This is a genomic window from Amycolatopsis sp. 195334CR (assembly GCF_017309385.1).
GTDB lineage: Bacteria > Actinomycetota > Actinomycetes > Mycobacteriales > Pseudonocardiaceae > Amycolatopsis.
In genome coordinates, this window is record NZ_JAFJMJ010000001.1 from 3,479,074 (window position 1) to 3,500,088 (window position 21,015).

The 21,015-nt window shown below is 72.2% G+C and carries 24 protein-coding genes and 1 pseudogene; 15 read left to right on the forward strand and 10 right to left on the reverse strand.

Annotated elements, in window-relative coordinates:
- Position 1 precedes the first annotated feature (1 nt).
- Entirely contained in the window at positions 2 to 934 is a 933-nt protein-coding gene (locus JYK18_RS17060) for a TetR/AcrR family transcriptional regulator C-terminal domain-containing protein (protein WP_206802983.1), read from the reverse strand.
- A gap of 159 nt (positions 935 to 1,093) precedes the next feature.
- Between JYK18_RS17060 and JYK18_RS17065 the strand changes: the two genes are divergently transcribed.
- The gene (locus JYK18_RS17065; protein ID WP_206802984.1) at positions 1,094 to 2,302 is read left to right on the forward strand and encodes an FAD-dependent monooxygenase; all 1,209 of its coding nucleotides are present in this window, start codon (positions 1,094 to 1,096) and stop codon (positions 2,300 to 2,302) included.
- Positions 2,303 to 2,322: 20 nt separating this feature from the next.
- Here the strand turns inward: JYK18_RS17065 and JYK18_RS17070 are convergent, their stop codons facing one another.
- A complete protein-coding gene (locus tag JYK18_RS17070; protein WP_206802985.1) occupies positions 2,323 to 2,610 on the reverse strand; it encodes a hypothetical protein in 288 nt (95 codons plus the stop codon).
- A 148-nt stretch (positions 2,611 to 2,758) separates the two neighbouring features.
- Between JYK18_RS17070 and JYK18_RS17075 the strand changes: the two genes are divergently transcribed.
- Entirely contained in the window at positions 2,759 to 3,559 is an 801-nt protein-coding gene (locus tag JYK18_RS17075; RefSeq protein ID WP_206802986.1) for a DUF2804 family protein, read from the forward strand.
- On the opposite strand, the gene JYK18_RS17080 is transcribed toward JYK18_RS17075, so the two are convergent.
- The 3 genes from JYK18_RS17080 to JYK18_RS17090 are packed head-to-tail and all read right to left on the reverse strand — an operon-like array spanning position 3,531 to position 5,124.
- Positions 3,531 to 3,671: a hypothetical protein gene (locus JYK18_RS17080; RefSeq protein WP_206802987.1), complete on the reverse strand. Its 141-nt coding sequence runs from the start codon at positions 3,669 to 3,671 to the stop codon at positions 3,531 to 3,533. The genes JYK18_RS17075 and JYK18_RS17080 overlap by 29 nt on opposite strands.
- 1 nt (position 3,672) lies before the next feature.
- The gene (locus JYK18_RS17085; protein WP_206802988.1) at positions 3,673 to 4,128 is read right to left on the reverse strand and encodes a VOC family protein; all 456 of its coding nucleotides are present in this window, start codon (positions 4,126 to 4,128) and stop codon (positions 3,673 to 3,675) included.
- 42 nt (positions 4,129 to 4,170) lie between these two features.
- Positions 4,171 to 5,124, reverse strand: a complete 954-nt coding sequence (locus JYK18_RS17090; RefSeq protein ID WP_206802989.1) for a C40 family peptidase — start codon at positions 5,122 to 5,124, stop codon at positions 4,171 to 4,173.
- A 75-nt stretch (positions 5,125 to 5,199) separates the two neighbouring features.
- Between JYK18_RS17090 and JYK18_RS17095 the strand changes: the two genes are divergently transcribed.
- The 8 genes from JYK18_RS17095 to JYK18_RS17130 all read left to right on the forward strand — a co-directional run bounded on the left by JYK18_RS17095 (position 5,200) and on the right by JYK18_RS17130 (position 11,077).
- Positions 5,200 to 6,042: a biotin--[acetyl-CoA-carboxylase] ligase gene (locus JYK18_RS17095; protein ID WP_307795930.1), complete on the forward strand. Its 843-nt coding sequence runs from the start codon at positions 5,200 to 5,202 to the stop codon at positions 6,040 to 6,042.
- A 47-nt stretch (positions 6,043 to 6,089) separates the two neighbouring features.
- Positions 6,090 to 6,644, forward strand: a complete 555-nt coding sequence (locus tag JYK18_RS17100; protein WP_206802990.1) for a PH domain-containing protein — start codon at positions 6,090 to 6,092, stop codon at positions 6,642 to 6,644.
- Position 6,645: 1 nt separating this feature from the next.
- A complete protein-coding gene (locus JYK18_RS17105) occupies positions 6,646 to 7,575 on the forward strand; it encodes a hydroxymethylglutaryl-CoA lyase (RefSeq protein WP_206802991.1) in 930 nt (309 codons plus the stop codon).
- Positions 7,576 to 7,673: 98 nt separating this feature from the next.
- The gene (locus JYK18_RS17110) at positions 7,674 to 8,144 is read left to right on the forward strand and encodes a YbaB/EbfC family nucleoid-associated protein (RefSeq protein WP_206802992.1); all 471 of its coding nucleotides are present in this window, start codon (positions 7,674 to 7,676) and stop codon (positions 8,142 to 8,144) included.
- Positions 8,141 to 8,446, forward strand: coding sequence for a hypothetical protein (locus tag JYK18_RS17115; RefSeq protein WP_206802993.1), 306 nt, complete (start codon positions 8,141 to 8,143; stop codon positions 8,444 to 8,446). Before JYK18_RS17110 ends, JYK18_RS17115 begins: the two co-directional genes overlap by 4 nt.
- 10 nt (positions 8,447 to 8,456) lie before the next feature.
- Positions 8,457 to 10,175 (forward strand): TNT domain-containing protein, encoded by a 1,719-nt coding sequence (locus JYK18_RS17120; protein ID WP_206802994.1) that lies wholly within the window; start codon positions 8,457 to 8,459, stop codon positions 10,173 to 10,175.
- Positions 10,172 to 10,444 carry a hypothetical protein gene (locus tag JYK18_RS17125; RefSeq protein ID WP_153035764.1) on the forward strand — a complete coding sequence of 91 codons (273 nt, stop codon included), beginning with the start codon at positions 10,172 to 10,174 and terminating at the stop codon, positions 10,442 to 10,444. Before JYK18_RS17120 ends, JYK18_RS17125 begins: the two co-directional genes overlap by 4 nt.
- Positions 10,445 to 10,486: 42 nt before the next feature.
- Positions 10,487 to 11,077, forward strand: a complete 591-nt coding sequence (locus JYK18_RS17130; protein WP_206802995.1) for a GNAT family N-acetyltransferase — start codon at positions 10,487 to 10,489, stop codon at positions 11,075 to 11,077.
- Here the strand turns inward: JYK18_RS17130 and hisN are convergent.
- Complete coding sequence (gene hisN, locus JYK18_RS17135) at positions 11,074 to 11,856, reverse strand: histidinol-phosphatase (protein WP_374195025.1); 783 nt, start codon at positions 11,854 to 11,856, stop codon at positions 11,074 to 11,076. The two genes, JYK18_RS17130 and hisN, sit on opposite strands and share 4 nt — an antisense overlap.
- A 42-nt stretch (positions 11,857 to 11,898) precedes the next feature.
- Here hisN and JYK18_RS17140 point away from each other — a divergent pair, with 42 nt between their 5' ends.
- Both JYK18_RS17140 and JYK18_RS17145 read left to right on the forward strand, forming a co-directional pair.
- Positions 11,899 to 12,600: a response regulator transcription factor gene (locus JYK18_RS17140; protein ID WP_153035760.1), complete on the forward strand. Its 702-nt coding sequence runs from the start codon at positions 11,899 to 11,901 to the stop codon at positions 12,598 to 12,600.
- 3 nt (positions 12,601 to 12,603) lie between these two features.
- Complete coding sequence (locus JYK18_RS17145; protein ID WP_206802997.1) at positions 12,604 to 13,890, forward strand: ATP-binding protein; 1,287 nt, start codon at positions 12,604 to 12,606, stop codon at positions 13,888 to 13,890.
- Here JYK18_RS17145 and JYK18_RS17150 read toward each other — a convergent pair whose 3' ends face one another.
- The 4 genes and pseudogenes from JYK18_RS17150 to JYK18_RS17165 all read right to left on the reverse strand — a co-directional run.
- Entirely contained in the window at positions 13,891 to 14,436 is a 546-nt protein-coding gene (locus tag JYK18_RS17150) for a GtrA family protein (RefSeq protein WP_206802998.1), read from the reverse strand. It abuts the gene before it with no gap.
- Between the two features lie 28 nt (positions 14,437 to 14,464).
- Positions 14,465 to 14,980, reverse strand: a complete 516-nt coding sequence (locus JYK18_RS17155) for a GtrA family protein (protein ID WP_206802999.1) — start codon at positions 14,978 to 14,980, stop codon at positions 14,465 to 14,467.
- A 49-nt stretch (positions 14,981 to 15,029) separates the two neighbouring features.
- Positions 15,030 to 15,953, reverse strand: a complete 924-nt coding sequence (locus JYK18_RS17160) for a hypothetical protein (protein ID WP_206804436.1) — start codon at positions 15,951 to 15,953, stop codon at positions 15,030 to 15,032.
- Positions 15,954 to 16,659: 706 nt separating this feature from the next.
- Positions 16,660 to 17,421, reverse strand: a pseudogene (locus JYK18_RS17165) (RNA polymerase sigma factor); the annotation flags it as partial.
- A 60-nt stretch (positions 17,422 to 17,481) separates the two neighbouring features.
- Between JYK18_RS17165 and JYK18_RS46725 the strand changes: the two are divergent.
- From JYK18_RS46725 to JYK18_RS17180, 3 genes are all read left to right on the forward strand, one after another.
- Positions 17,482 to 18,315, forward strand: coding sequence for a GGDEF domain-containing protein (locus JYK18_RS46725; RefSeq protein WP_307795931.1), 834 nt, complete (start codon positions 17,482 to 17,484; stop codon positions 18,313 to 18,315).
- Between the two features lie 187 nt (positions 18,316 to 18,502).
- Positions 18,503 to 19,867, forward strand: coding sequence for a glycosyltransferase 87 family protein (locus JYK18_RS17175; RefSeq protein WP_206803000.1), 1,365 nt, complete (start codon positions 18,503 to 18,505; stop codon positions 19,865 to 19,867).
- Complete coding sequence (locus JYK18_RS17180; protein ID WP_206803001.1) at positions 19,842 to 21,011, forward strand: glycosyltransferase 87 family protein; 1,170 nt, start codon at positions 19,842 to 19,844, stop codon at positions 21,009 to 21,011. Before JYK18_RS17175 ends, JYK18_RS17180 begins: the two co-directional genes overlap by 26 nt.
- Positions 21,012 to 21,015: the final 4 nt, after the last annotated feature.

Here is a 21,015-nt window from a genome sequence, read left to right on the forward strand (position 1 = left end):
TTCAGCGGGGGAAATCCCGTCGTTCGAGCGAGGCGGCGATGCCGTCGAGCGTCCAGCGCAGGCCCAGTTCGAACAGCACGTCCAGGTCCAGGTCGAAGTCGTCGTGCCGGGCGAGGTCGGCGAAGGCGGGGATGGCGCCGGACGCGACGATGCGGTTGAACTCGGTTTCCTGCGTTTCGAGCCACTCGTCCGCGCTCAGCCCGGTCTCGCGCTCGGCCTCCGCCTCGGGCTCCAGGTTCGCGGCGGCCCCGCGGACGTAACCGAACACGGCGAGGTGGAAGTACAGCGTCGTCGACCGGGGCAGGCCGAGTTCGCGGAGTGCCTGGATCGCCCATTCCGCGTGCCGGAGCAGGTTCTCCAGCGGCTGCGGGCGGGTCATCGAGATGACCTGCGCCAGCCACGGGTGGCGCCGGTAGGTCTGCCACTGCGTGCGTGCCGCCAGTTCGAGCCGCGCCCGCCAGCCCGGAGGTGCTTCCGCGGGCAAAAGCAGCTCGCCGAAGCAGGCGTTCGCCATGAGCAGGACCAGTTCGTCCTTGCCGGGGACGTAGCGGTAGAGCGACATGGTGGCGGCGCCGAGGTCGGTGGCCACCCGGCGCATGGACAACGCGGGCAGGCCCTCGGCGTCGGCGATCTCGATGGCCCGCCGCACCACGGCCTCGCGGCTCAGTTCGGCCTCGGCCATCCGGCGGCGGGTCGCGCGCACCGGCGGCGCGGGGACCTCGGTGGTCCGCACCACGGTGCCGACCCCGGGCACCGCGCGCACCAGGCCCGCCCGGCGCAGCGTGGTGAGCACCTTGGTGGCGGTGGCCATCGCCACGCCCCAGTCCTGGGTGATCTGCCGGGTCGACGGCACCCGGTCGCCCGGCTTCAGCTCGCCCGCCTCGATGCGCGCCTTGATCTCGTCGACGATCCGGGCGTACGGCGCGGCGTTCATCGCGGGACTCCTTTCCGTGGGCGGCCACCATCCTAGTGCACCATGTTGCTGCACTAGTGCGCATGCGCAGTAAAAACCCGATTTACTGGACTTATGTAGGGCGTACGGGTATCTATGTACAGTGTACGTAGCGCACTAGGCAGAACTTGGGGAGAAACCATGAAGAACGTCCTGATCTCCGGTGCCAGCGTGGCCGGTCCGGCGCTGGCCCACTGGCTGCGCCGCCACGGGTTCGCGCCGACCGTGGTCGAGCGCGCGCCCGCGCCCCGCCCCGGTGGGCAGGCGATCGACCTGCGTGGTGCCGCGCGCACGGTCATCGAGCGCATGGGCCTGCTCGACGCGGTGCGGGCCGCGCACACCGGCGTCCGCGGCATGGCCAACGTCGACGAGTCGGGCCGCCGGGTGGTGGAGTTCCCCGCCGAGGCGCTCGGCGACTCCGGCGGCATCATCGCGGAGCTGGAGATCCTGCGCGGCGATCTGGTCGAACTGCTGGTGGGGGCCGCGCAGGACGGGGTCGAGTACCTGTTCGGCGACAGCATCACCAGCCTCACCGAGCACGCGGACGGTGTGGAGGTCACGTTCGCCGAGGCGGGCACGCGGACCTTCGACCTGGTGGTGGGCGCGGACGGGCTGCACTCGAACGTGCGGGCGCTGGCCTTCGGCCCGGAGCGCGAGTTCGTCACCGATCTCGGCTACCAGCTGGCGATCTTCGGCCTGGACGCGCCGCCGTCGCTGGGGGACTGGCAGCTGATGCTCAACCTGCCCGCGGCGAACGGCGTCGGCGGGCGCATGGCGAGCCTCTACCCGACACCGCGCGGCGCGCGGGGGTACCTCTACTTCGTCGCCCCGACCGGCTTCTGCGGGCAAAAGCAGGCGGTGGCGGCGGCGTTCGAGGGGGCGGGCTGGGAGGTGCCGCACCTGCTGCGGGGGATGTGGGCGGCCGACGACTTCTTCACCGACCGGGCGGCGAAGGTGCACGTCGACGGCTGGTCGCGCGGGCGGGTGGTGCTGCTCGGGGACGCCGCGTTCGGCGGGTCGGTGGGGATGGGCACGAGCATGGCGCTGGTCGGTGCCTACGTGCTGGCGGGCGAACTGGCGGCGGCGGGCGGGGACCACCGGGTCGCCTTCGCCGCGTACGAGGCGAAGCTGGGGGACTACGTGCGGGCGAACCAGCGGCCGATGCCCGGCGGTACTCGGGCGTTCCTGCCGTCGTCGGCGCTCGGGATCCGGCTGCGCAACGGGGTCACGCGCGCGATGCTGGCCGGGCCGTGGCGCAAACTGCTCACCGGCGACATGCAGTCGAAGTCAGAATCGGTCGAACTGGCGGACTACGGCGTGGTGGTCCAGGGATTCGGTCGAGGCGCCTGAGCGTCGAGCGGGGACGGGCGTCAGGCGGCTTCCGGCAGGGCCTCCGCGGCGCGCGCCCGGGCGTGTTCGGCGAACTTGTGCCTGGTCGACGCCACTTTCCGCCAGCGGCGCCCGCGTTCCGGGTCGAGCAGTTCGGTGCGGCGCGCCAGCACCTCGGCGGCCTGCGCGGCCGAGGTGATCTCGGCCGCCGCGGCCAGGTACTGCCCGGCCTCGATCAACGCGTAGGCGTGCCGCATCTCGGTCTGGGCGGTGGCGTACACGGCGTAGGCGGTGAAGTTGTCGGCCAGCGGTCCGAGTGGGTGGGACATCGCTTTCTCCGTTCCGGTCAGCGGGTGCCTTCACCTCTACGTCGAAGCCGCCCGCCGGATATCGACATCGCCTACGAGAAAATTCTGCACCGGTTCTCCCTAGGGGATACGTCAGTGCTTCGGTGTGTCGCGTCCTTAGGATTGCCCGATGCGTGAACTGCCCTGGCGTGGTGACGGATCCGGACCGCTCGATCCCACGCGGTTACCCGCGTTTCGCGGACTGCGCCCCCTCAAGCGCTGGCGCTACGTCGGCGTCTACGGACCGCGCCTGCAACTGTGCGTCGGCCTGGTGCGGATCGCCGGCGCGCCGCAGTCGTTCTGGGCCGTGCACGACCGCGAGCGCGGCGCGTTCCGGGAGCGCACGGTGTTGCGCAAGGCCGTCGACCTGGCCGGTGACCGCGTGCTCTTCCCCGGCGGCGAACTGCGGCTGACCAGCGCCGGTGATCGGGTCGAGGTGGTCTCGCGGCACGGCGAGCACCCCATCTGGACGCGCAAGACCCCGCTGCGCGTGCACGGCTGGGTCGACGCGGGCGGCGAGCGGATCGAGGTCGACGCCCCGGGCCTGCTGGACGAGTCGGCCGGGTACCACGCGCGAGTCACCGAGTGGCGCTGGAGCGCCGGCTGCGGGACCACCACGGACGGCCGCCCGGTCGTCTGGAACCTGGTCGACGGAATTCACGACGGCAGTTCTTCGGAACGCACCGTGTGGGTGGACGGAACGGCGAAGGAAGTGCCGCCCGTGCATTTCGCCGACGATCTTTCCGAGGTCTCCGGTGCGAATGAGACCCTGCGGTTCACCGTCGAGGAGGAACGGTCCCGCCACGACCGGCTGTTCTTGGTGGACAGTGCTTATCGACAGCCGTTCGGCCGCTTTTCCGGCGTCGTTCCCGGTGGGGTGGAACTGGCCGAGGGCTTCGGGGTCATGGAAGCGCACTCGGTGCGCTGGTGAGCCGGAAGCCGATCCCCTCCGGGCTGGTGATCCGGCCGGAACCGGGGTGGTCGACCGGCAGTTCGAGTTCCCACGCGGCCGAGCCGCCGACGAACTCGGCGGAAGGCGGCACCTCACCCAGCACGTTCTCGTAGAAAGCCCGTGCCGCCGCGGGATCCGGGCAGGCGAGCACCAGCCTGCCCGGCGGTTCCGGCCACCCGCGGAACGCGGGCCTCCCAGAACGACACGGCGGCACCGGTCGGATCGAGCAAAGTGGACAGACGACCCTGGTCCCCGGCGTCGAACGGCCCCGCCACCAGCCGCGCCCCGTGGTCGAGCGCCACCGCGGTGCGGCGGTCGACGTCGTCGACGGCGAGGTAGAAGGCCAGGTGCGGCGGGGTTTCCGGCGGGTAGACCGGGTTCGCCAGATCGCTCACCCCGCCGAGTTCGCGGTCGCCGAGGTAGATCTTGGTGGCCTTGCGCCAGTCCTGCTCGTCCACGGCGAAGCGCCAGCCCAGCGCGGCCGAGAAGAACTCGGCGGTGCCCGTCACGTCCCGCGTCTTCAGGTCCAGCCAGCAGAAGTCGGTCACGGCCGTGACGGTAGGGGAACCCGGCGGCGCCGGGCACCGGAATTACCGCGGGCGCGCGGCCCCGGCGTAGTCGTCGCCGCGGGTGCGGTAGCTGTGCAGCTGGATGGCCTGGCCTTCGGTCGGCGCGTTCACCATCAGCCCGTTGCCCACGTACATGCCGACGTGGTGGATCCGCCCGTGCCCGTAGAACACCAGGTCGCCGAGCGAAGGCTCCGCCGCCGACGCGCCGAGCGCGCGGAACTGGCTGTCGGCCGTGCGCGGCAGCTCCACACCCGCGCTGTCGTAGGCGGCTTTGGTCAGCCCCGAGCAGTCGAAACCGGCTGCCCCGGCGTCCGGCCCGTTGCCGCCCCACACGTACGGCAGGCCGATCTGGTCGAGCGCGAACCGGGTGGCGCGGGTGGTCGGGGCCGTCGCGAGTTCCGGGTTCAGCGAGAGCGTGGCGTAGAGCTGCGCGTTGCCGAGCGCCTTCTGGCGGAAGAGTTCGCCGTCGGTGGCGGAGTACGCGCCGACCGCCTTCCACCAGCCGGTGTTCAGGTCGACGCCCTTGTCGCACAGCTTGCGCCCGGCGGCGATCGCGCCGTCGGCGGAACCCCCGCGGTGGTTGTGCTCCGCCTTGCCCATCCCGGCCAGCGTGACCCAGGTGAGGTGGCAGTCCGGCCGTTCCTCGCGCAGCTTCAGCTCACCGGTGGCGTACGCGGCCAGCGCCTGCGGCGGGATGTCCAGCGGTCCGGCCAGCTTGGCCACCCAGACGTCCAGTTCGTTCGGCGCCGCGGCGGGTGTCACGGCTTCCACCGGCGCGGTCTCGCGCAGCGTCGACGGCCCGGCGGGCACCGCGCCACCACCGACCGGGTTCGGCGCGGCCGCCTGCGGCACCGGTTGCGCCGACTCGGGTTCGGCCAGCAGGTACCCGCCGATCGCCAGCGCGCCGACCAGCGGAACTGCCACCAGTGCCCGCCCGCCCGCGCCCGCGAGAAAGCGGTGGAGTCGATTCGCCACGCGGTCAGGCTAGAGGGGCGGCCGGGAGCCGACCGCCGAATGTCCCGAAGCGCGGGACTCTTCTAACCTGAAGGGGTGAATCACCGGAGCGCCCCCGTGGACGCGGCCCCTCTTCGCGCCGCCCTCCTGCCGCCGAACGGCCCGTACGCCGCGATCGACGTGGTGGCCAGCACCGGCTCCACCAACGCCGATCTCCGCGCCGCCGCCACCACCGACGACGGTTTCCAGGCCGAGGACCGGACCGTGCTGATCGCCGACGAGCAGACCGCGGGCGTCGGCAGGCGCGCCCGCGACTGGCGGTCGCCGAAGGGCGCCGGGATCTACCTCAGCGTGCTGCTGCGCCCGCGTGAGGTGAGTTTCGCCGGCCTCGGCTCGCTCGCCGTGGTCGCCGGGCTCGCGCTCGTCGACGTGGCCGCGGACCTCGGCGTGGACGCGGTGCTGAAGTGGCCGAACGACGTGCTCGCCGGACCCGATCGGGCGAAATGCGCCGGCGTGCTGTCCGAGGCGCTGTCCTCCGACGAGATCGGCGTGGTGCTCGGCATCGGGCTGAACGTGCTGCCGCTGAAGGAGAAGGTGCCGCCGGGCCCGGGCGGGCTGCCCGCCACCTCGCTGGCCGAGCAGGGCGCGCGGACCACCGACCGCACGGAGATCGCGCGGCTGCTGCTGACCGCCTTCGCCGAACAGGAAAACCGCTGGCGGGCGGCGGGCGGCGACCTGGCGCGGGCCGGGCTGCTGGCCGACTACCGGCAGCACTGCGCCACCCTCGGCCAGGGCGTCAACATCATCACGCCGGACGGCGGCGCGGTGCCCGGCGAGGCGGTGGACGTGGACTCCTCGGGGCAGCTGGTGCTGCGCACGCCGGGTGGTGAGCGACGCACCATCTTTGCCGGTGATGTGGTGCACCTGCGCCCCAGCTGACGAGTACGGTAAGGCCCACCTGCAGGCTTCGAGCACGGGAGCGTCACGTGGCTTACCCAGACGATCTGCTCAGCGAAGGCGAGCGCGTCGTGGTGCACAAGCACCCGCACTTCAAGATGCTGGTGGTGCCGTTCCTGGTCCTGCTGATCACGATCGGCGCGGGGATCTGGCTGGCCACGCTGGCCGTGGACGCGACGCCGCCGTGGGACATGGTGTGGCTGATCGCCATCGGCGCGGTCGGGCTGCTGTTGATCGTGTGGTTGTTCCTGACCCCGTTCGTGCGGTGGCGGACCACGCACTTCATCGTCACCACGGACCGGCTGATCGCCCGTGAAGGCGTGCTGAAGCGGACCGGGATCGACATCCCGATGTCGCGGATCAACAGCGTGCGCTTCGAGCACGGGCTGATCGACCGCGTTTTCGGCTGCGGCACGCTGATCATCGAGTCGGCATCGGACGAGCCGCTCACCTTCGAGGACATCCCGAAGGTCGAGCAGGTCCACACGCACATCTACCGCGAGGTCAACGACAACCCGTACGACGACTTCGTGCAGCAGCAGGCCCCGCCGCAGGAGCCGCCGCCGCGCGGACGGGGGCGCTGAGTTGGGCGCACGCGAGGTCGGCCTGCCCGACCGGGTGGCCGCGGCCGGACTGCCGGAGCGGGTGACGATCTGGGAGGTCGGCGCGCGCGACGGGCTGCAGAACGAGCAGTCCGTGGTGCCGGTCGAAGTGAAGCTGGAGTTCCTGGACCGCCTGGCCGACGCGGGGTTGTCCGTGCTGGAGGCGACCAGTTTCGTGCACCCGAAGTGGGTGCCGCAGCTGGCCGACGCCGAGCAGTTGCTGGCCGGGCTCGAGCAGCGCGACGGGGTGTCGTACCCGGTGCTGGTGCCGAACGCGCGCGGGCTGGACCGGGCGCTGGCCGCCGGGGTGTCGAGCATCGCCATCTTCGCCAGCGCCACCGAGACCTTCGCCAAGCGCAACCTGAACTCCAGCCTGGACGAGCAGTTCGGCATGTTCGAGCCGGTGGTCTCGCGGGCGCTGGCCGAGGGGCTCGAGGTGCGCGGGTACCTGTCGATGTGCTTCGGCGACCCGTGGGAGGGCGCCGTGCCCGCCGAGCAGGTGGTCGCGGCCGGGCAGCGGCTGCTGGACCTGGGCTGCTTCCAGCTCTCCCTCGGCGACACCATCGGGGTGGCCACGCCGGGCCAGGTGGAACGGGTGGTCGGCGGCTTCGGCTCGCCGGAGAAGCTGGCCGTGCACTTCCACGACACCTACGGCCAGGCGCTGTCGAACACGCTGGCCGCGCTGCGCCTTGGTGTGTCCACTGTGGACTCCTCGGCCGGTGGGCTGGGCGGTTGCCCGTACGCCGAGTCGGCCACCGGCAACCTCGCCACCGAGGACCTGGTCTGGATGCTGGACGGCCTCGGCATCGAGCACGGCACCGACCTGGACGCGCTGGTGCGCACCAGCGCGTGGATGGCGGAGAAGCTCGGGCGCCCCAGCCCGTCGCGGGTGGTCAAGGCGCTCGCCGGCTGAGCCGGCTCGATGTGGCCACATTTTCCCGCCGGGTGGAACCGGCGGGCCCTCTGGCGCGTCAGAACCGTTGCCGACCGCTGTGGCTGGAGGAGACCGTGGTGACCGAGCATCGAGCGCGCGTGGACGAACTGCTCGCCGACTACCGGCGCAGCCGTGATCACCTGGCCGGCGTGCAGCGGGAGCTGGCTGCCGTGCGGGCCACCGCGAGCAGCGGCGACGGGCTGCTCAAGGCCACCGTCGGCCCCCAGGGCGCGCTGACCGGGCTGGAGATCGGCGCCGCCGCGTACCGCGAGTACGGGCCCGCCGAGCTCGCCAGGGAGATCGTCCGGCTGGTCGACACGGCCGGGATGAAGGCCTTCACCAGTGCCGAAGAAGTGCTGGCCCCGGCGTTGCCGAAGGGCACCGATCCGCATGCCCTGCTGCGCGGCACGGCCGATCTGGACGCCGCCGAGCTGGTGCCGGAAGCCCCGCCCGCCAAGGAAAGGGAGCCGGTCGAGGACGAGAGCTTCGAGGACCAGGTCTGGCTGGACGACGAGGGCTGGCCGACCGCCGGGTCGGACGGGCGGTGACCGGATTCGAGGCCGACGCCCGCCTGCTGCGGGTCAAGGCCGGTGAGTTCGAGGGGTTCGCCGAGCGGGCGCGGCACATCGCGGCCGATCTCGAGTGGGCGCTCGAAGCCACCGGGGAAGCCTGGGGCACCGACACCCCGGGGCAGAGCTTCGCCGCGTCGCACGCCGCGCCGGCGGCGGAGACACGCGCGCTGGTGCAGGGGTTGAGCGCGCGGCTGGGGGCATGGGGTACGAAGTTCTCCACAGCGGCGGGGCAGTACACCGGGGCGGATGCCGCGGCGGCAGAGGAACTGAACGGCTAGGGGGAGCGGAATGGGCATCGAGCTTCCCGGCGAGCTGGCCGAGGTGGCCGAGGCGGTCGGGCTCGAATGGCCGCAGGCGGACGAGGACGCCCTGCTGGAGCAGGCGGGCGCCTGGCGCGAGGCGGAGCGGCAGTTGTCGGCGCTGGCGTCCGAAGCGGACGTGGTCGCCAGCGAGGCGCTGACCGCGCTCTCCGGTGACGCGGGGGAACTCGCGCGCCGGGCGTGGGCCGGGTTCGCGGACGCGGACACCGGGCAGCTGGTCGCGGCGGCTCGCGGGGCCGGGCAGGCGGCGTCGCGGTTGGAGCACGCCGCCGCCGAGATCGGCGCGGCGAAGGTGGAAATGGTGCGCCAGCTGGTCGACGCGGCCAAGAACCGCGACGCCGCGCTGGCCGCGGCGGACGCCGGCCACCCGGCGGCGGCGCTCGGGGTGGACACGGTGCTGACCGGCCTCGCGGCCAACCTCGGCGCGGTGTCGGACCGGCTGACCACGGCGATCGGCCCAGGCGACGAGGGCTTGGCGGCGGCCACCGAACTGGTCGACCCGAACCCGGGGGCGCACCTGCGCACGCCGCTGTCGCTGCCGGTGCTGTCCGAAGTGGACGGTGGGGCGGTGCTGGGTACCGGCCCGATCGCGCTGCCGCCCGGCGAATACCAGGGCTTGCTTCCCCAGGGCGGCTTCGAAGACGTACCGACGCCGCCCTCAGGCCTGGCGGCGGCGATGAAGACCGGGCCGATCGGGCCGTTGCCGATCTCGGGCACAACTGCGGCCGCTTTCGCGGAGGCTGCTGGGGTGCCGGGTGCGGCGCAGCAGGTCGGGGCCCAGCAGGTGGCGCCGCAGCAGGCTGGGGTTCAGCCGCCGGTGCCACCGCAGCAAGTGGTGGCACAGCAGGCTGCGTCCCATCAGCAGGCCTCGCCCCATCAGCAGGGGGTGGGCCACCAGCCGGTCGCGGCGCCGCAGCAACCGGTCCGGCAGCCGTACTACCCGCCCGCGTACGCACCGCAGCAGTACCCGCCGCCGGGCGCCTACCAGTGGGGCGGCCACCGGCCAGCCCAGCAGTACCCGTACCAGCCCTACCCGCACCCACCCCAGCATCAGCCACACCAGCCGCCCCAACAGCCGCCGCTGGGGACGCCGCGCAAGGAGCGCGAGAGCATCGTCGCGTTGTTCCTGGTGCACATGTTCCCGATCGGCCACCTGCCGGTCGCCTCCGACCGTCCGGCCCGCCAGCTTCCCTTGCCCGCCAGGGGCTTCCCGCCGCACGACCACCCCGAGTCGCACCTGATCGACACCGAGGAGGCGCTCGCCGGCGTCCGCGCGGGCCGGTGGCGCGTGGCCGGCCCACCCGGCGAACCACCCGCGCTCGACCCAGTGGTCACCGAACCCGATGACCAGCACCCCGGCGACCCGGCGACCCCCGACGACCGGCACCCCAGCGACCCGGCGACCCCACCCGACTGGCATCCCGGCGACCCGGTCGTACTGGCCGAGGGCACCCTCATCGACCGCTTCGGAACCGTCGAGGGGCGCATCTTCGCCGCCGACGGGCTGCCGTACCACCGGCGCGCGCTCCCGCTGTCGTACTTCGAAACCGGTTACCGCCGCTACCGCGTGTGCCGCGCGCTGCCGATGTGGGCCGGTGACGACCGCTACCGCGCGCTCTACTCGGCCGACGAACTGGTCACCCTCGGCTACCTCGCCGACATCACCTTCGAAAGGGTTGAGGCGTGAACACCGACTCGATCACCCGCTGGCTGGATTCGCTCGGCGTGCCGTCCGAGGTCGTGTCGATCGGCGCCGAGGCGGACAACGCCTGGTGCCTGCTGCGGGTCGAGGAGCCGGAACCGGCCTGGGAGGTGTTCTGGCGCGAGCAGGGCAACCGCTACGACTGGGCGCGGTTCACCAACGAGCAGGTGGCCTGCCACTACCTGTTCGGCAGGCTGGCCTGGGCCCAGGTGGCGCGGGGCGCGGTGGGCGTGCTCCCCGGCGCCCGAACTTAAATCGCTCGCTTGTTCGAGCTCGCCGGTGTCACGCTGCTGACCATGACAACGTGGGAAATCAGGCGCGAAGGTGAGCTGGGACGGGCGGAGCACGCCCAGCTCGCGACCCTGCTCCGGGCGGCGTACCCCGATTTCCCCTCGGCGTTCTCCGGCGAGCTGACCTGGTACGGCTCCCGGCCGGAGGCGCGGGTGATCGGCCGCGAAGGCGATCGGGTGATCGCGCACGCGGGGGTGCTGCGGCGGTTCGTCCGGGTGACCGAAGGCGGCGAAGTGACCGAAGGCGGCGAACCGCTGGAGGTGCTCGTCGGCAACGTCGGGCTGGTCGCGGTGCACCCCGAATTCCAGGGCCGCGGCATCGGCCGCGAACTGGGCACCCGGGTCACCTCGCTGCTCGGCGAGCTGGCCGTGCCGTTCGGCCTGCTGATGTGCGGGGAGCACTCGGTGGGCTACTACCAGGCGCTCGGCTGGTCGCGGTTGCCCGAAGTGCACGTGCGCTACCTCGACTTCGAGCAGCGCGACCCGTACCGGGTGATCGACGAGCAGTGCGCGACCACCATGGTGCTGCCGGTCCGCGTCCCGCTGCGGGCCTGGCCGACGGTCGACCGCCTCGACTGGGCGGGCAGCCAGGTCTAGCGCTTCAGGATCCGCAGTGCCTCGTCGTGCAGCAGGCCGTTCGAGGACAGGGCCGACCCCTGGTCGTAGCGCGGCCGTCCCGACAGGTCGCTGAACCGGCCGCCCGCCTCGGTGACCAGCACCTGCGCGGCGGCCACGTCCCACGGGTTCACCACGGCCTCGGCGGCCAGGTCGATGGCACCTTCGGCGACCAGGCAGTGGTGCCAGAAGTCGCCGAACGCGCGGTTCTCCCAGCACGCGTCGGTGAGCGCGAGATAGGCCTCGCGGGAGTGGTACTCGACCCAGGAACCGAGGTGCGTGGTGGACAGGTAGGCGTCTTCGAGCGAGGACACGCTCGACACGGAGATGCGGCGTTCCCCAGCAGCGTCGCGGACCCAGGCGCCGGAACCGGTCGCCGCCTGCCAGCGGCGGCCGAGCAGCGGGGCGCTGACCACGCCGACCACCGGTTCGCCGTCCTCCACCAGCGCGATCAGCGTGGCCCACACGGGCAGGCCGCGCAGGAAGTTCTTGGTGCCGTCGATCGGGTCGAGCACCCAGGTGCGCCCGGTCGCGGCCGCCTCCCCGCCACGTTCCTCGCCGGCCACGGCGTCGTCCGGGCGCTCGGCGGCCAGCAGCTCGCGGATGGCGTCCTCGACCGCGGTGTCCGCGTCGGTCACCGGGGTGCGGTCGGGCTTGCGGTCCACGCGCAGATCGAGCGCGCCGAAGCGCGCGGTGGTGATGGCGTCGGCGGCGTCCGCCAGCCGGGTGGCGAGCGCCAGGTCCTCGGTGAAGCGCGGCATGATCACCATGCTTTCACGAGGGGTCCCCGTAGAGTTGCTCAGGTGAGCACGGTTCTGCTGGCTGAGGACGATCCCGCGATCGCGGATCCGTTGTCGCGCGCGCTGCAGCGCGAGGGGTACACGGTGAAGGTGGTCGGCGACGGTCCATCCGTGCTCGACTGCACCGCCGCCGACCGGGTCGACCTGCTGGTGCTCGACCTCGGCCTGCCCGGCATGGACGGGCTGGAGGTGTGCCGCCGCCTGCGGGCCAGCGGTACCGAGCTGCCGGTGCTGATGCTCACCGCGCGCACCGACGAGGTCGACTTCGTGGTCGGCCTCGACGCCGGTGCCGACGACTACGTGGCCAAGCCGTTCCGGCTGGCCGAACTGCTCGCCCGCATCCGCGCGCTGCTGCGCCGCCGGGCGCCGGACGCGCTGGAAGCCGGTGGCGTGCGCATGGACCTCGGCGCGCGAATGGTCACTGTGGACGGTCGCGAGGTGCAGCTGGCGAACAAGGAGTTCGAGCTGCTGCGGGTGCTGATGAGCCGGGCCGGGCAGGTGGTCAGCCGCGAGGAGATCCTCGCCGAGGTGTGGAACGACCTGGAGTCCAAGACCTCCAAGACGCTGGACATGCACATGTCCTGGCTGCGCCGGAAGCTGACCATCGCCGGTGAGGACGGGCTGTCGCGGCCGGGCAAGCCGAACGACGCCGAACGCCGGATCGCCACCGTGCGCGGGGTCGGGTTCCGCTTCAACGCCGAATGACCCATGCGCCGCCGCATCCTGCTCGCCATCCTGCTGGCCGTCGCGGTCACCGGGGCGGCGCTCGGCATCCCGCTCGGGGTGACCGCGTGGCTGCTGGTGGACAACCTGAACGGCGAGGACCTGGCGGCCAGGGCGCAGGTCATCGCGGCCACCATCGACGACGACATCGCCGCCAGCCGCACCCTCGAACTGGACAAGCTGCGGGCCGGTGTGCCGCCGGACGGCCGCCTCATCGTCAAGCAGCGCAACGAGGCGGACAAGCTCTACGGCGTCGACCCCGGCAGCGATCCGGTGACCGTGACCGTGCCGATCGCACGCGAGGGCACGGTCACCCTGGAGAGCCCGTCCGGCCCGCTGCGGACCACGCAGACGCAGGTCACGCTGGCCGTGGTGCTGCTGGTGGTGCTGTCGGTGGGCATCGGCACGGTGGTCGCCACGGTCACCGCGCGGCGGCTCGCGAAGCCGCTGCGGCACGTCGCCGACCGGGCCGCGCGCCTGGGTGGCGGCGACTTCCGGCCCGACCCGAAGCGGTACGACGTCGGTGAGCTGGACATGGTCGCCGAGGCGCTGGACTCCTCCGCCACCGCGCTCGCGCAGCTGGTGCAGCGGGAACGGCAGCTGGTCGGGGACGTCTCGCACCAGCTGCGCAGCCGGCTGACCGCACTGCAACTGCGACTGGAATCACTCACCCTGTCCGGGGATCCCGAGGTGGTCGACGACGCCCGCGCCGCGCAGGAGCAGGCCGACCGGCTGGCCGAGGCGCTGGACGAACTGCTCGAAGCCGCCCGCGCGGCGAGCGAGGTCGGCGCCGAGCCGATGGACCTGCCCGCCGAGCTGCCCGGCATCGCCGAGGAGTGGCAGCAGACGCTGCGCGCCGAGGGTCGTCACCTGAGGCTGCGCGTGGCCGAGGGCCTGATGGCCAGGGCCACGCCGAGCCGGTTGCGCGAGGTGATCGGGGTGCTGCTGGACAACGCGCTCCGGCACGGCTCCGGCACGGTCACGCTGGCCGCGCGGCGTGGCGACGCCGACGGCACGGTGGTCGTCGAGGTGCACGACACCGGCGCGGGCGTGCCCGACGAACTCGCACCGCACATCTTCGAACGCGGCTTCTCCGGCGGCGGCTCCACCGGTGTCGGCCTGGCGCTGGCCAGGGCGCTCGCCGAGGCCGACGGCGGCAGGCTGGAGCTCTCGGTCAAGCGGCCGGCGACGTTCAGCCTGTTCCTGCGCGTGCCGCGGCCGGCGGACGCGGTCGCCGCGATGAACTGGCCGGTGGAACGCACCCCGCGGTGATCAGCGGGTGGGGAACTCGTGCACCTCGGCGTCTTCTTCCTCGGTGTCCCGGCGGCGGTGGCCCAGCTCGTCCGGGAACACCCACTTCTTGAAGCCCCAGAACCGGAAGACCATGGCCAGCAGCATGCCGATGATCGAGCCGCTGGTGAAGTCGGCGATCTCCTGCGCCCAGTACGGCACGTGCGGCACCTCGAGGTCGAGCACGTATCTGGAGGTGTAGAGCGGGATCAGGTTCACCACGATCGCCACGCCGCTGATCAGGAAGAACAACGCGGCCTCGTGGTGGCGTTCGCGCCCGCCCCTGGTGCGGAACGACCACTCGCTGTTGAGCACGTACGACACGATCGTCGCGACGATGATCGCGACGGCCTTGGCCGTGGTCGGCTTGGACTCCAGCACGGTCAGCTTGAGCAGGTACCAGACCCCGTTGTCGACCAGGAAGGTGGTGCCGCCGACGATGGCGAACTTCAGCAGCTCCCGGTGCTTGATCAGGATCGAGCGCAGCGGTTTCGGGACGCGACTGAGCACCGTCTCGACAATGGTCACGGCTTGAAGTGTACGTAGCGTGCGGTTTTCAGGCGGCCCGGTCCTGCGGAATCGCCGGGTCCGGCGGGGTGCGGCGCCGCGTGCGCGGGCGGGCGCCCGCCTCCGGGAAGACCCATTTCTTCATCGCCCACCAGCGGAAGACGGTGCCGAGCAGGGTGCCGATGATCATTCCGCTGAGGAAGTCGGCGACCTCCTGGGTGAGCATCGTGACGGTCGGCACGCGCAGGTCGAACACGTACCGTGAGATGCCGAGTGGCAGCGCGTTCAGGCCGAGGCTGATCCCGCTGATCAGGAAGAACAACGCGGCTTCGTGGTGGCGTCGCCGGCCGCCTCTGGTGCGGAAGGACCACTCGCTGCTGAGGACGTAGGACACGATCGTCGCGACCAGCACGGCGATGCCCTGCGCGGTCACCGGGTGCGCGGTGAGCACGGTGAACTTCAGCGCGTAGTTGACCGCCAAGGTCAGCACGAAGCACACCCCGCCGACCAGCGCGAACCGCACCATTTCCCGGTGCCGGGCCAGCAGCAGCCTCAGTTTCCCCATAGTGCGGGGCACGCTATCGAACCCGCGGCCCCGCGGCTGTCGAGGGTCGTCAGAGGAAGGGCAGGTCCCAGCGCGGGCCCGGCGTGAGCGCGGGTGGCGCCGGTGGTTGCGGCGGCGAAGGCGGCTGCGGTTCCGGCGAAGGCGTGGACGGCGTCGGCTCGGAGGTCTCGCTGGACGGCGGCGTGCTCGACGGCGTCGACGGGTCCGAGCTGCTCGGCGGGCTGGTCGTCGGCTTCGAGGGTGGCGTGGACGACGGGGTCGGCGTCACCGACGATGACGGCGGCTTGCACTTGCGACCCCAGCAGTCGAAGGTCACCGTCTGCGACTCGACGTCCTTGCCCAGCTTCGCGGTCACCGTGACCGTGACGTCCTTGCTCGGCTGCTTGTCCAGCAGCACCCAGATGTGCAGCCGGTCGCCCGGGTTCATCGCCTTCTTGCTGGCGCAGCTCGTGGTCCCGCCCGCCGTGGTGCAGGTCGCCCGGTACGTGCCGAGGATCAGCTTCGCCGGGCTGTCGACGGTCACCGTCGCCGGTTTGATGGTCGGGCCCGCGTTGTGCAGGCTGATGTGCAGCACCGGGTGCCGCGCCCACGGGAAGGTCGAGGTCCACGCCTGGCTGACGCTCAGCTTCACGTCGTCCTTCGCGGCCGCGACCGGCACCTTCACCGCCACCGGCACGGTCGTGCCCGACGAGACCGAGCCGGTCACCTGGCTCTCGTCCGCCGTGCCGTCGGCGATCAACCGGAACGTCAGCACCGCCTGCTGCCCCGGCTCCAGCCCGGTACCCGTCGTGCAGGTCACCGTGCCGGACCCGCTCGGGCAGCTCACCGCCAGCGGCGGCGGCGGTTCGGCGGACGGCTGCTGGGCGCGCGCGGCGCCACCGCCACCCCCGGGCATCTGCACCGCGCTCACGCCCGGCGGCAGGTTCAGCGTGACCGTCACCGGCTCCGACACCGTGCCACCGGTGTTGTTCACGGTGAACGGAACATCGACCGCCTCCCCGCCCGGGGTGAGTTCGAGGCTCGCCGGCGGCGGGGTGGTGACGATGTTCGACGGCTCCGGCGCGGGCGGTTCCGGCTCGGGAGCGGGCTCCGAAGGCTCCGGCTGGGGCGCCGGTTCGGGTTCGGGAGCGGGCTCCGGCGCGGGTTCCGGCGATCGGAAGGGGGGCGGGGAGGGGAATAGTGTACGGTGTAGTGGGCGTCGTGGAGGTTGGAGGGATAGCAAAAAAAAAAAGAAATACGTCCACGGCGCAGGCGGCTACGGGCCGGCTGCTCCATCCTCGCTTACTGTCATTCTTCCCGTTTTTATTCATAATCGCCCCGGACCCTCCATCGACCACAACGTCAACGTACGCCCTTTCCTTCCCCGTCTCTCTTCCGATCTCGATGAACTGCCGGGGTCCCGACGCGGCCAGGTTCGCCATCGCGCCACCGCCACCACCCGACGAGGCGCCAGCGCCGGCCCCAGCCCCGGCGGCCGCGGCACCGGCCGCCGCCGCTCCCGCGGTCGCCGCGGAGGCCTTCGTCGCACCGGCCGCGGCCAGGTAGGCGAATACCGCGCCACCCAGCACCAGCGGGGCGACCACGGCGCGCAGGGCACCGTTGACGTCGGCGAGTTCGGCGGCCAGCGCCGAACAACGCTCACACTCGTCGAGGTGCGTCTCGACCTGGGCGCGTTCCCGTTTGGACAGTCCGTCCCTGGTCCACGCGCCGAGCCGGTCGGCGGTCGCGCGGCAGCGTTCTGCCGAGGTCTCGGCCAGGTGGACCTGCAGGTACGCCTGCCGGAGGCCCTCGCGGGCGCGGTAGGCCAGCGCGGAGACGCCGTTCGCGGTGAGCCCGAGCAGCGGCGCGACCTCGGCGGGCGTCTGCTGCTCGATCTCGGTGTGCCAGAGCACCGCCTGCCAGCGCTCGGGCAGCCGCGCGAAGGCCTTCGCGGCCATCGTGCGCTCCAGCCCGGCCACCGCGGTGTCGGAGAACTGCACGGTCAGCGCCTCGGCACCGACGGTGCTCATGTCCTCGTTGAGGTCGACCTTCTTGTCCTTGCGCGTCTTGTCGTAGGCGGTGTGGCGCAGCGCGGTCAGCAGGTAGGCGCGGAAGGCGGTGTCCGGGCCCTTGCCCGCCCGCAGCGTGTCCAGCACCTTGGCGAAGGCTTCGGAGACCAGGTCGTCGGCTTCGGCGGGCGAGCGGGAGAGCTGCCGCGCCAGGTTGTACGCGGCGTTGACGTGCCGTTCGTACAGCTGTCCGTACGCGGAAATCGTGCCCGTGCGCACCGAAGCGATCAGTTCGGCATCGCTCTGGCCGCTGACATCAGCGGGTACGGTGGCCACGGTCCTCCCCTTCACAACCGGCGGCGCTGCCCGCGCGCCGCGACCAGTGTGACTGAGGCTCTCCTGAACGTCACGCCATGGGTGTGCCGGACAACCGGATTGGTCGAACCGCGTCACGCGCGGCGCCCCGTCGCGTCCCCTTCCCGTCGAACCCCCATGGACGAAGGGAACCCTGCGGTGACGGATGTGCTCGGCTGGCCGCCCAAGGCCACCGGCTCAGGCGCGCTCGGTGCCGGGACCCGCACGCTGCGCGACCGCTGGCGCACCGCCAGCCTGGCCGCCGGCTGGCGGTTCCCGAGCGACTGGGCGCTGCCCGAGGTCGACATCGTCTGCGCCGCGGTGGTCGGCGGCACCCCGCCCGAGGTGGCATTGGCCGGACTCGGCCGGGCCAGGGCGGCCGCCGGCGCCGGGCTCGCCGAGACGCTGGCCGATCTGGCCGCCCTGCACGCGGTGCTGGCCCAGCCGGACTGCGCCGAGGGGCTGGTCGTGCCGAATGTGGACGCCACCCCGTCGAACCTGCTGAGGGTGACCGCGGTGGCCTGGGCCGACGTCGCGCTCGACCAGCTCGCCAAGGCCGAGGTGACCGACCCGCTGACCAGCCTGCCGACCGCCGCCTACCTGCGGACGCGGCTGGCCGAGGTGTACCGGGAAGCCACCCGCCGGGGTGAGCCGGCGTCGATGGACCACATGTTGCTGGTGGTCACGATGGACTTTTCGGCGCTGGCCGGCTGGCCCCGGCTGACCGGCATGATCCTGGTCGCCGACGCGGTCCGGCAGGTGTTCGACGGTGGGGAGAGCGTGGCCGCGCTGGGCCCGTCGACGGTGGCAGTGCTGTTGCGCCGCGACGGCGGGATCGCGCAGCGTGGCGTCCTGCTGCGCCGGGAACTGCACGAACGGCTGAGCGTGGACGCCCAGTTGCACCAGGCCGGTGATCCGCGGATCCGGGTGCTGCGGCTGCCCGCCACGCACGAAGGCGCCTGCGAACTGCTCGGCTCGCTGGGGCGCGCTTGATCGCCCGGGGTGGCTGACTCGGTGGGCCGCGCGTGATTGCGTCAACCTGGCTGAGTCGCGGGTGCACGCCCGGCCTGGCTGACTCGGCGGGCCGTGCGTGATCGTCCGGCCTGGTTGGCGTGCTGGACCGCGCTTGCTCGTCAGACCTGGCTGACCTGCGGGGGCGGCCCCGTGATTTGCTGGTCGGGTGACCCAGCACGCGCCGCCCGCCACCGACGGCGAGGTCGCTCCACCGGCCCGCCACCCCCGGCTGGCCCTCCGCACCTCGCTCGCCAGGCTGTCCGTCCGGCCCCGCTCGATCCTGCTGCTGGCCGCCGTGCCGCTGATCGCGATCGCGGCCGGCGTGGTCGGCTGGCTGCTGGACTGGCGCCTCGGCGTGGACAGCGCGGTCTACCGCGCCGGGGCACTGACCCTGCTCAACGGCGACCCGCTCTACGACTCGAACACGCTGAGCACCGAGCCGTGGTGGGCGCTGCTGCCGTTCACCTACCCGCCGACCGCGGCCCTGTTCTTCGTCCCGCTGGCGATCATGCCGATCCAGGTCGCCTGGGGCGTGCTGACCGCGATCTCCATCCTCGCCATGGCGTTGTGCATACGCATCGCGATCGGTTCGCTGCCGCGCCCCGAGCCGGACGCCCCGCGCTGGTGGGCCTCCCCGGCCCGCGCCACGCTGGTCTTCTCGGTGGTGCTGCTGGCCATCGAACCGGTCTGGCGGACCGTGTTCCTCGGCCAGATCAACCTGATCCTGATGGCGCTGGTCATGCTGGACGTGCTGGTGATCTCGGCCCGCGGTTCGCGCTGGGGCGGCGTGCTGACCGGCGTCGCCGCGGCGGTGAAGCTGACCCCGCTGATCTTCATCGCGCACCTGCTGTTCACCGGCCGCTGGAAGGACGCGCTGCGCGCGCTCGGCACCTTCGTCGCGCTGCAGGGCCTGATGTTCCTGCTCGTCCCGCACGACGCGTGGCGGTACTGGACGCACACCCTGCCGGACACCGGCCGCATCGGGCCGTTGCACTGGGCGGGCAACCAGTCGCTGAACGGGCTGGTCAACCGGCTCACCGACCTGGCACCGTGGGCGTCGACGGCGAGCCACGCGGCGGCCGCGCTGCTGGCCGCGCCCGCGGTCTGGTTGATGCTGCGGTTCCACCGGCGCGGGCAGCACCTGGCCGCGCTGTTGGTCACCGCCTTCTGGATCCTGCTGGCCTCGCCGGTGTCCTGGTCGCACCACTGGGTGTGGGCGGTGCCGCTGATCGTGCTGCTGGTGTCGCGCCTGCCGCGGACCACCCCCGCCGTGGCCTGGCGCCGCTGGGCGGTCGCGCTCGGCGTGGCGGGCATCTTCGTCAGCTGCGTGCTGCTGATCCTGCCGAACGGCCGCAACATCGAGCTGCACTGGGAGTTCTGGCAGTTCGTGCTGGGCAGCGCGTACATCCTGGTGCCGTTCCTGCTGGCGCTGCTGCTGCTCGTGCGCTGGCTGGTCTTCCGGCGCCGGGGCGCGGAGGAACCGGCGGAACCGGTCTCGGAACAGCATGTCGACGTTACGTCTGCGCGCTGACCTCAGGTGGTGGCCTGCCGGCGCGCTGGCGGGTGCCGCACTCGCGGTCGGCGTCGCGGCCTGGCTGCTGAACTGGCACCTCGGCGCGGACAGCGCGGTGTACCGGGCAGGCGCGCTGACCATGCTCAAGGGCGAGCCGCTCTACATCCGTGAGCACCTGACCACGTTGCCCTCGTGGGTCCGGCTGCCGTTCACCTACCCGCCCGCCGCGGCGCTGCTGTTCTCGCCGCTGGTGCTGGTGCCGCCGGGCCTGGTCTGGGGCGTGATCGGCGCGCTGTCCGTGCTCGGGCTGGCAGCCGTGGTGAAGGTCAGCCTGCGGTCGGTGAACCGGTCGGTCGGCTGGCCCGCGGTGGCCGGGCTGACGGTGGCCGCGTTCGCGCTGGAGCCGGTCTGGAAGACGGTGTTCCTCGGGCAGATCAACCTGATCCTGATGGCGCTGGTCATGCTGGACGTGCTGGTGCTCTCGGCGCGGGGTTCGCGCTGGGGTGGCGTGCTGGTCGGGGTGGCGGCGGCGGTGAAGCTGACGCCGTTGATCTTCATCGCGCACTTCGTCTTCACCGGCCGCTGGAAGGACGGGCTGCGCGCGCTCGGCACCTTCGCCCTGCTGCAGGCGCTGATGTTCGCGGTGATGCCGGCCGACGTCGTGCGCTACTGGACCGAGGCCGCCTCCGACGCCGAGCGCATCGGGGCCACGCACTGGATCTTCAACCAGTCGCTGAACGGCATGCTCGGGCGGGCCACCGAGGTGGCGCCGTGGGGCATGCCGGTGGCGCTGGCGATCGGCGCGCTGCTGGCGGTGCCCGCGGTCTTCCTGGTGGTGCGGTACCACCGGCGCGGCGAGGCGCTGGCCGCGGTGCTGGTGACCGCGTTCACCGCGTTGCTGGTGTCGCCGGTTTCCTGGACGCACCACTGGGTGTGGACGGTGCCGCTGGTGGTGCTGCTGCTGGCGAAGCGCCGGTACTGGCTGGCCGCCGGGGTGGTGGCGCCGCTGGCCGGTTGCCTGATCATGCTGGTGCCGAACGGGGGCACCACCGAGTTCGGCTGGGGTCCGGTGGAGATCGTGCTGGGCAACGCGTACGTGCTCGTCACCGCGGTCGCGCTGGTCGTGCTGGCCGCGCGCGAACTGCGGCGGCCGTCGAATTAGGGTA

Coding starts and splice junctions, on each gene's coding strand:
- JYK18_RS17060 (WP_206802983.1), bottom strand. CDS start 934: ATGAACGCCGCGCCGTACGCCCGGATCGTCGACGAGATCAAGGCGCGC.
- JYK18_RS17065 (WP_206802984.1), top strand. CDS start 1,094: ATGAAGAACGTCCTGATCTCCGGTGCCAGCGTGGCCGGTCCGGCGCTG.
- JYK18_RS17070 (WP_206802985.1), bottom strand. CDS start 2,610: ATGTCCCACCCACTCGGACCGCTGGCCGACAACTTCACCGCCTACGCC.
- JYK18_RS17075 (WP_206802986.1), top strand. CDS start 2,759: ATGCGTGAACTGCCCTGGCGTGGTGACGGATCCGGACCGCTCGATCCC.
- JYK18_RS17120 (WP_206802994.1), top strand. CDS start 8,457: ATGGGCATCGAGCTTCCCGGCGAGCTGGCCGAGGTGGCCGAGGCGGTC.
- JYK18_RS17130 (WP_206802995.1), top strand. CDS start 10,487: ATGACAACGTGGGAAATCAGGCGCGAAGGTGAGCTGGGACGGGCGGAG.
- hisN (WP_374195025.1), bottom strand. CDS start 11,856: ATGCCGCGCTTCACCGAGGACCTGGCGCTCGCCACCCGGCTGGCGGAC.
- JYK18_RS17145 (WP_206802997.1), top strand. CDS start 12,604: ATGCGCCGCCGCATCCTGCTCGCCATCCTGCTGGCCGTCGCGGTCACC.
- JYK18_RS17155 (WP_206802999.1), bottom strand. CDS start 14,980: ATGGGGAAACTGAGGCTGCTGCTGGCCCGGCACCGGGAAATGGTGCGG.
- JYK18_RS17180 (WP_206803001.1), top strand. CDS start 19,842: ATGTCGACGTTACGTCTGCGCGCTGACCTCAGGTGGTGGCCTGCCGGC.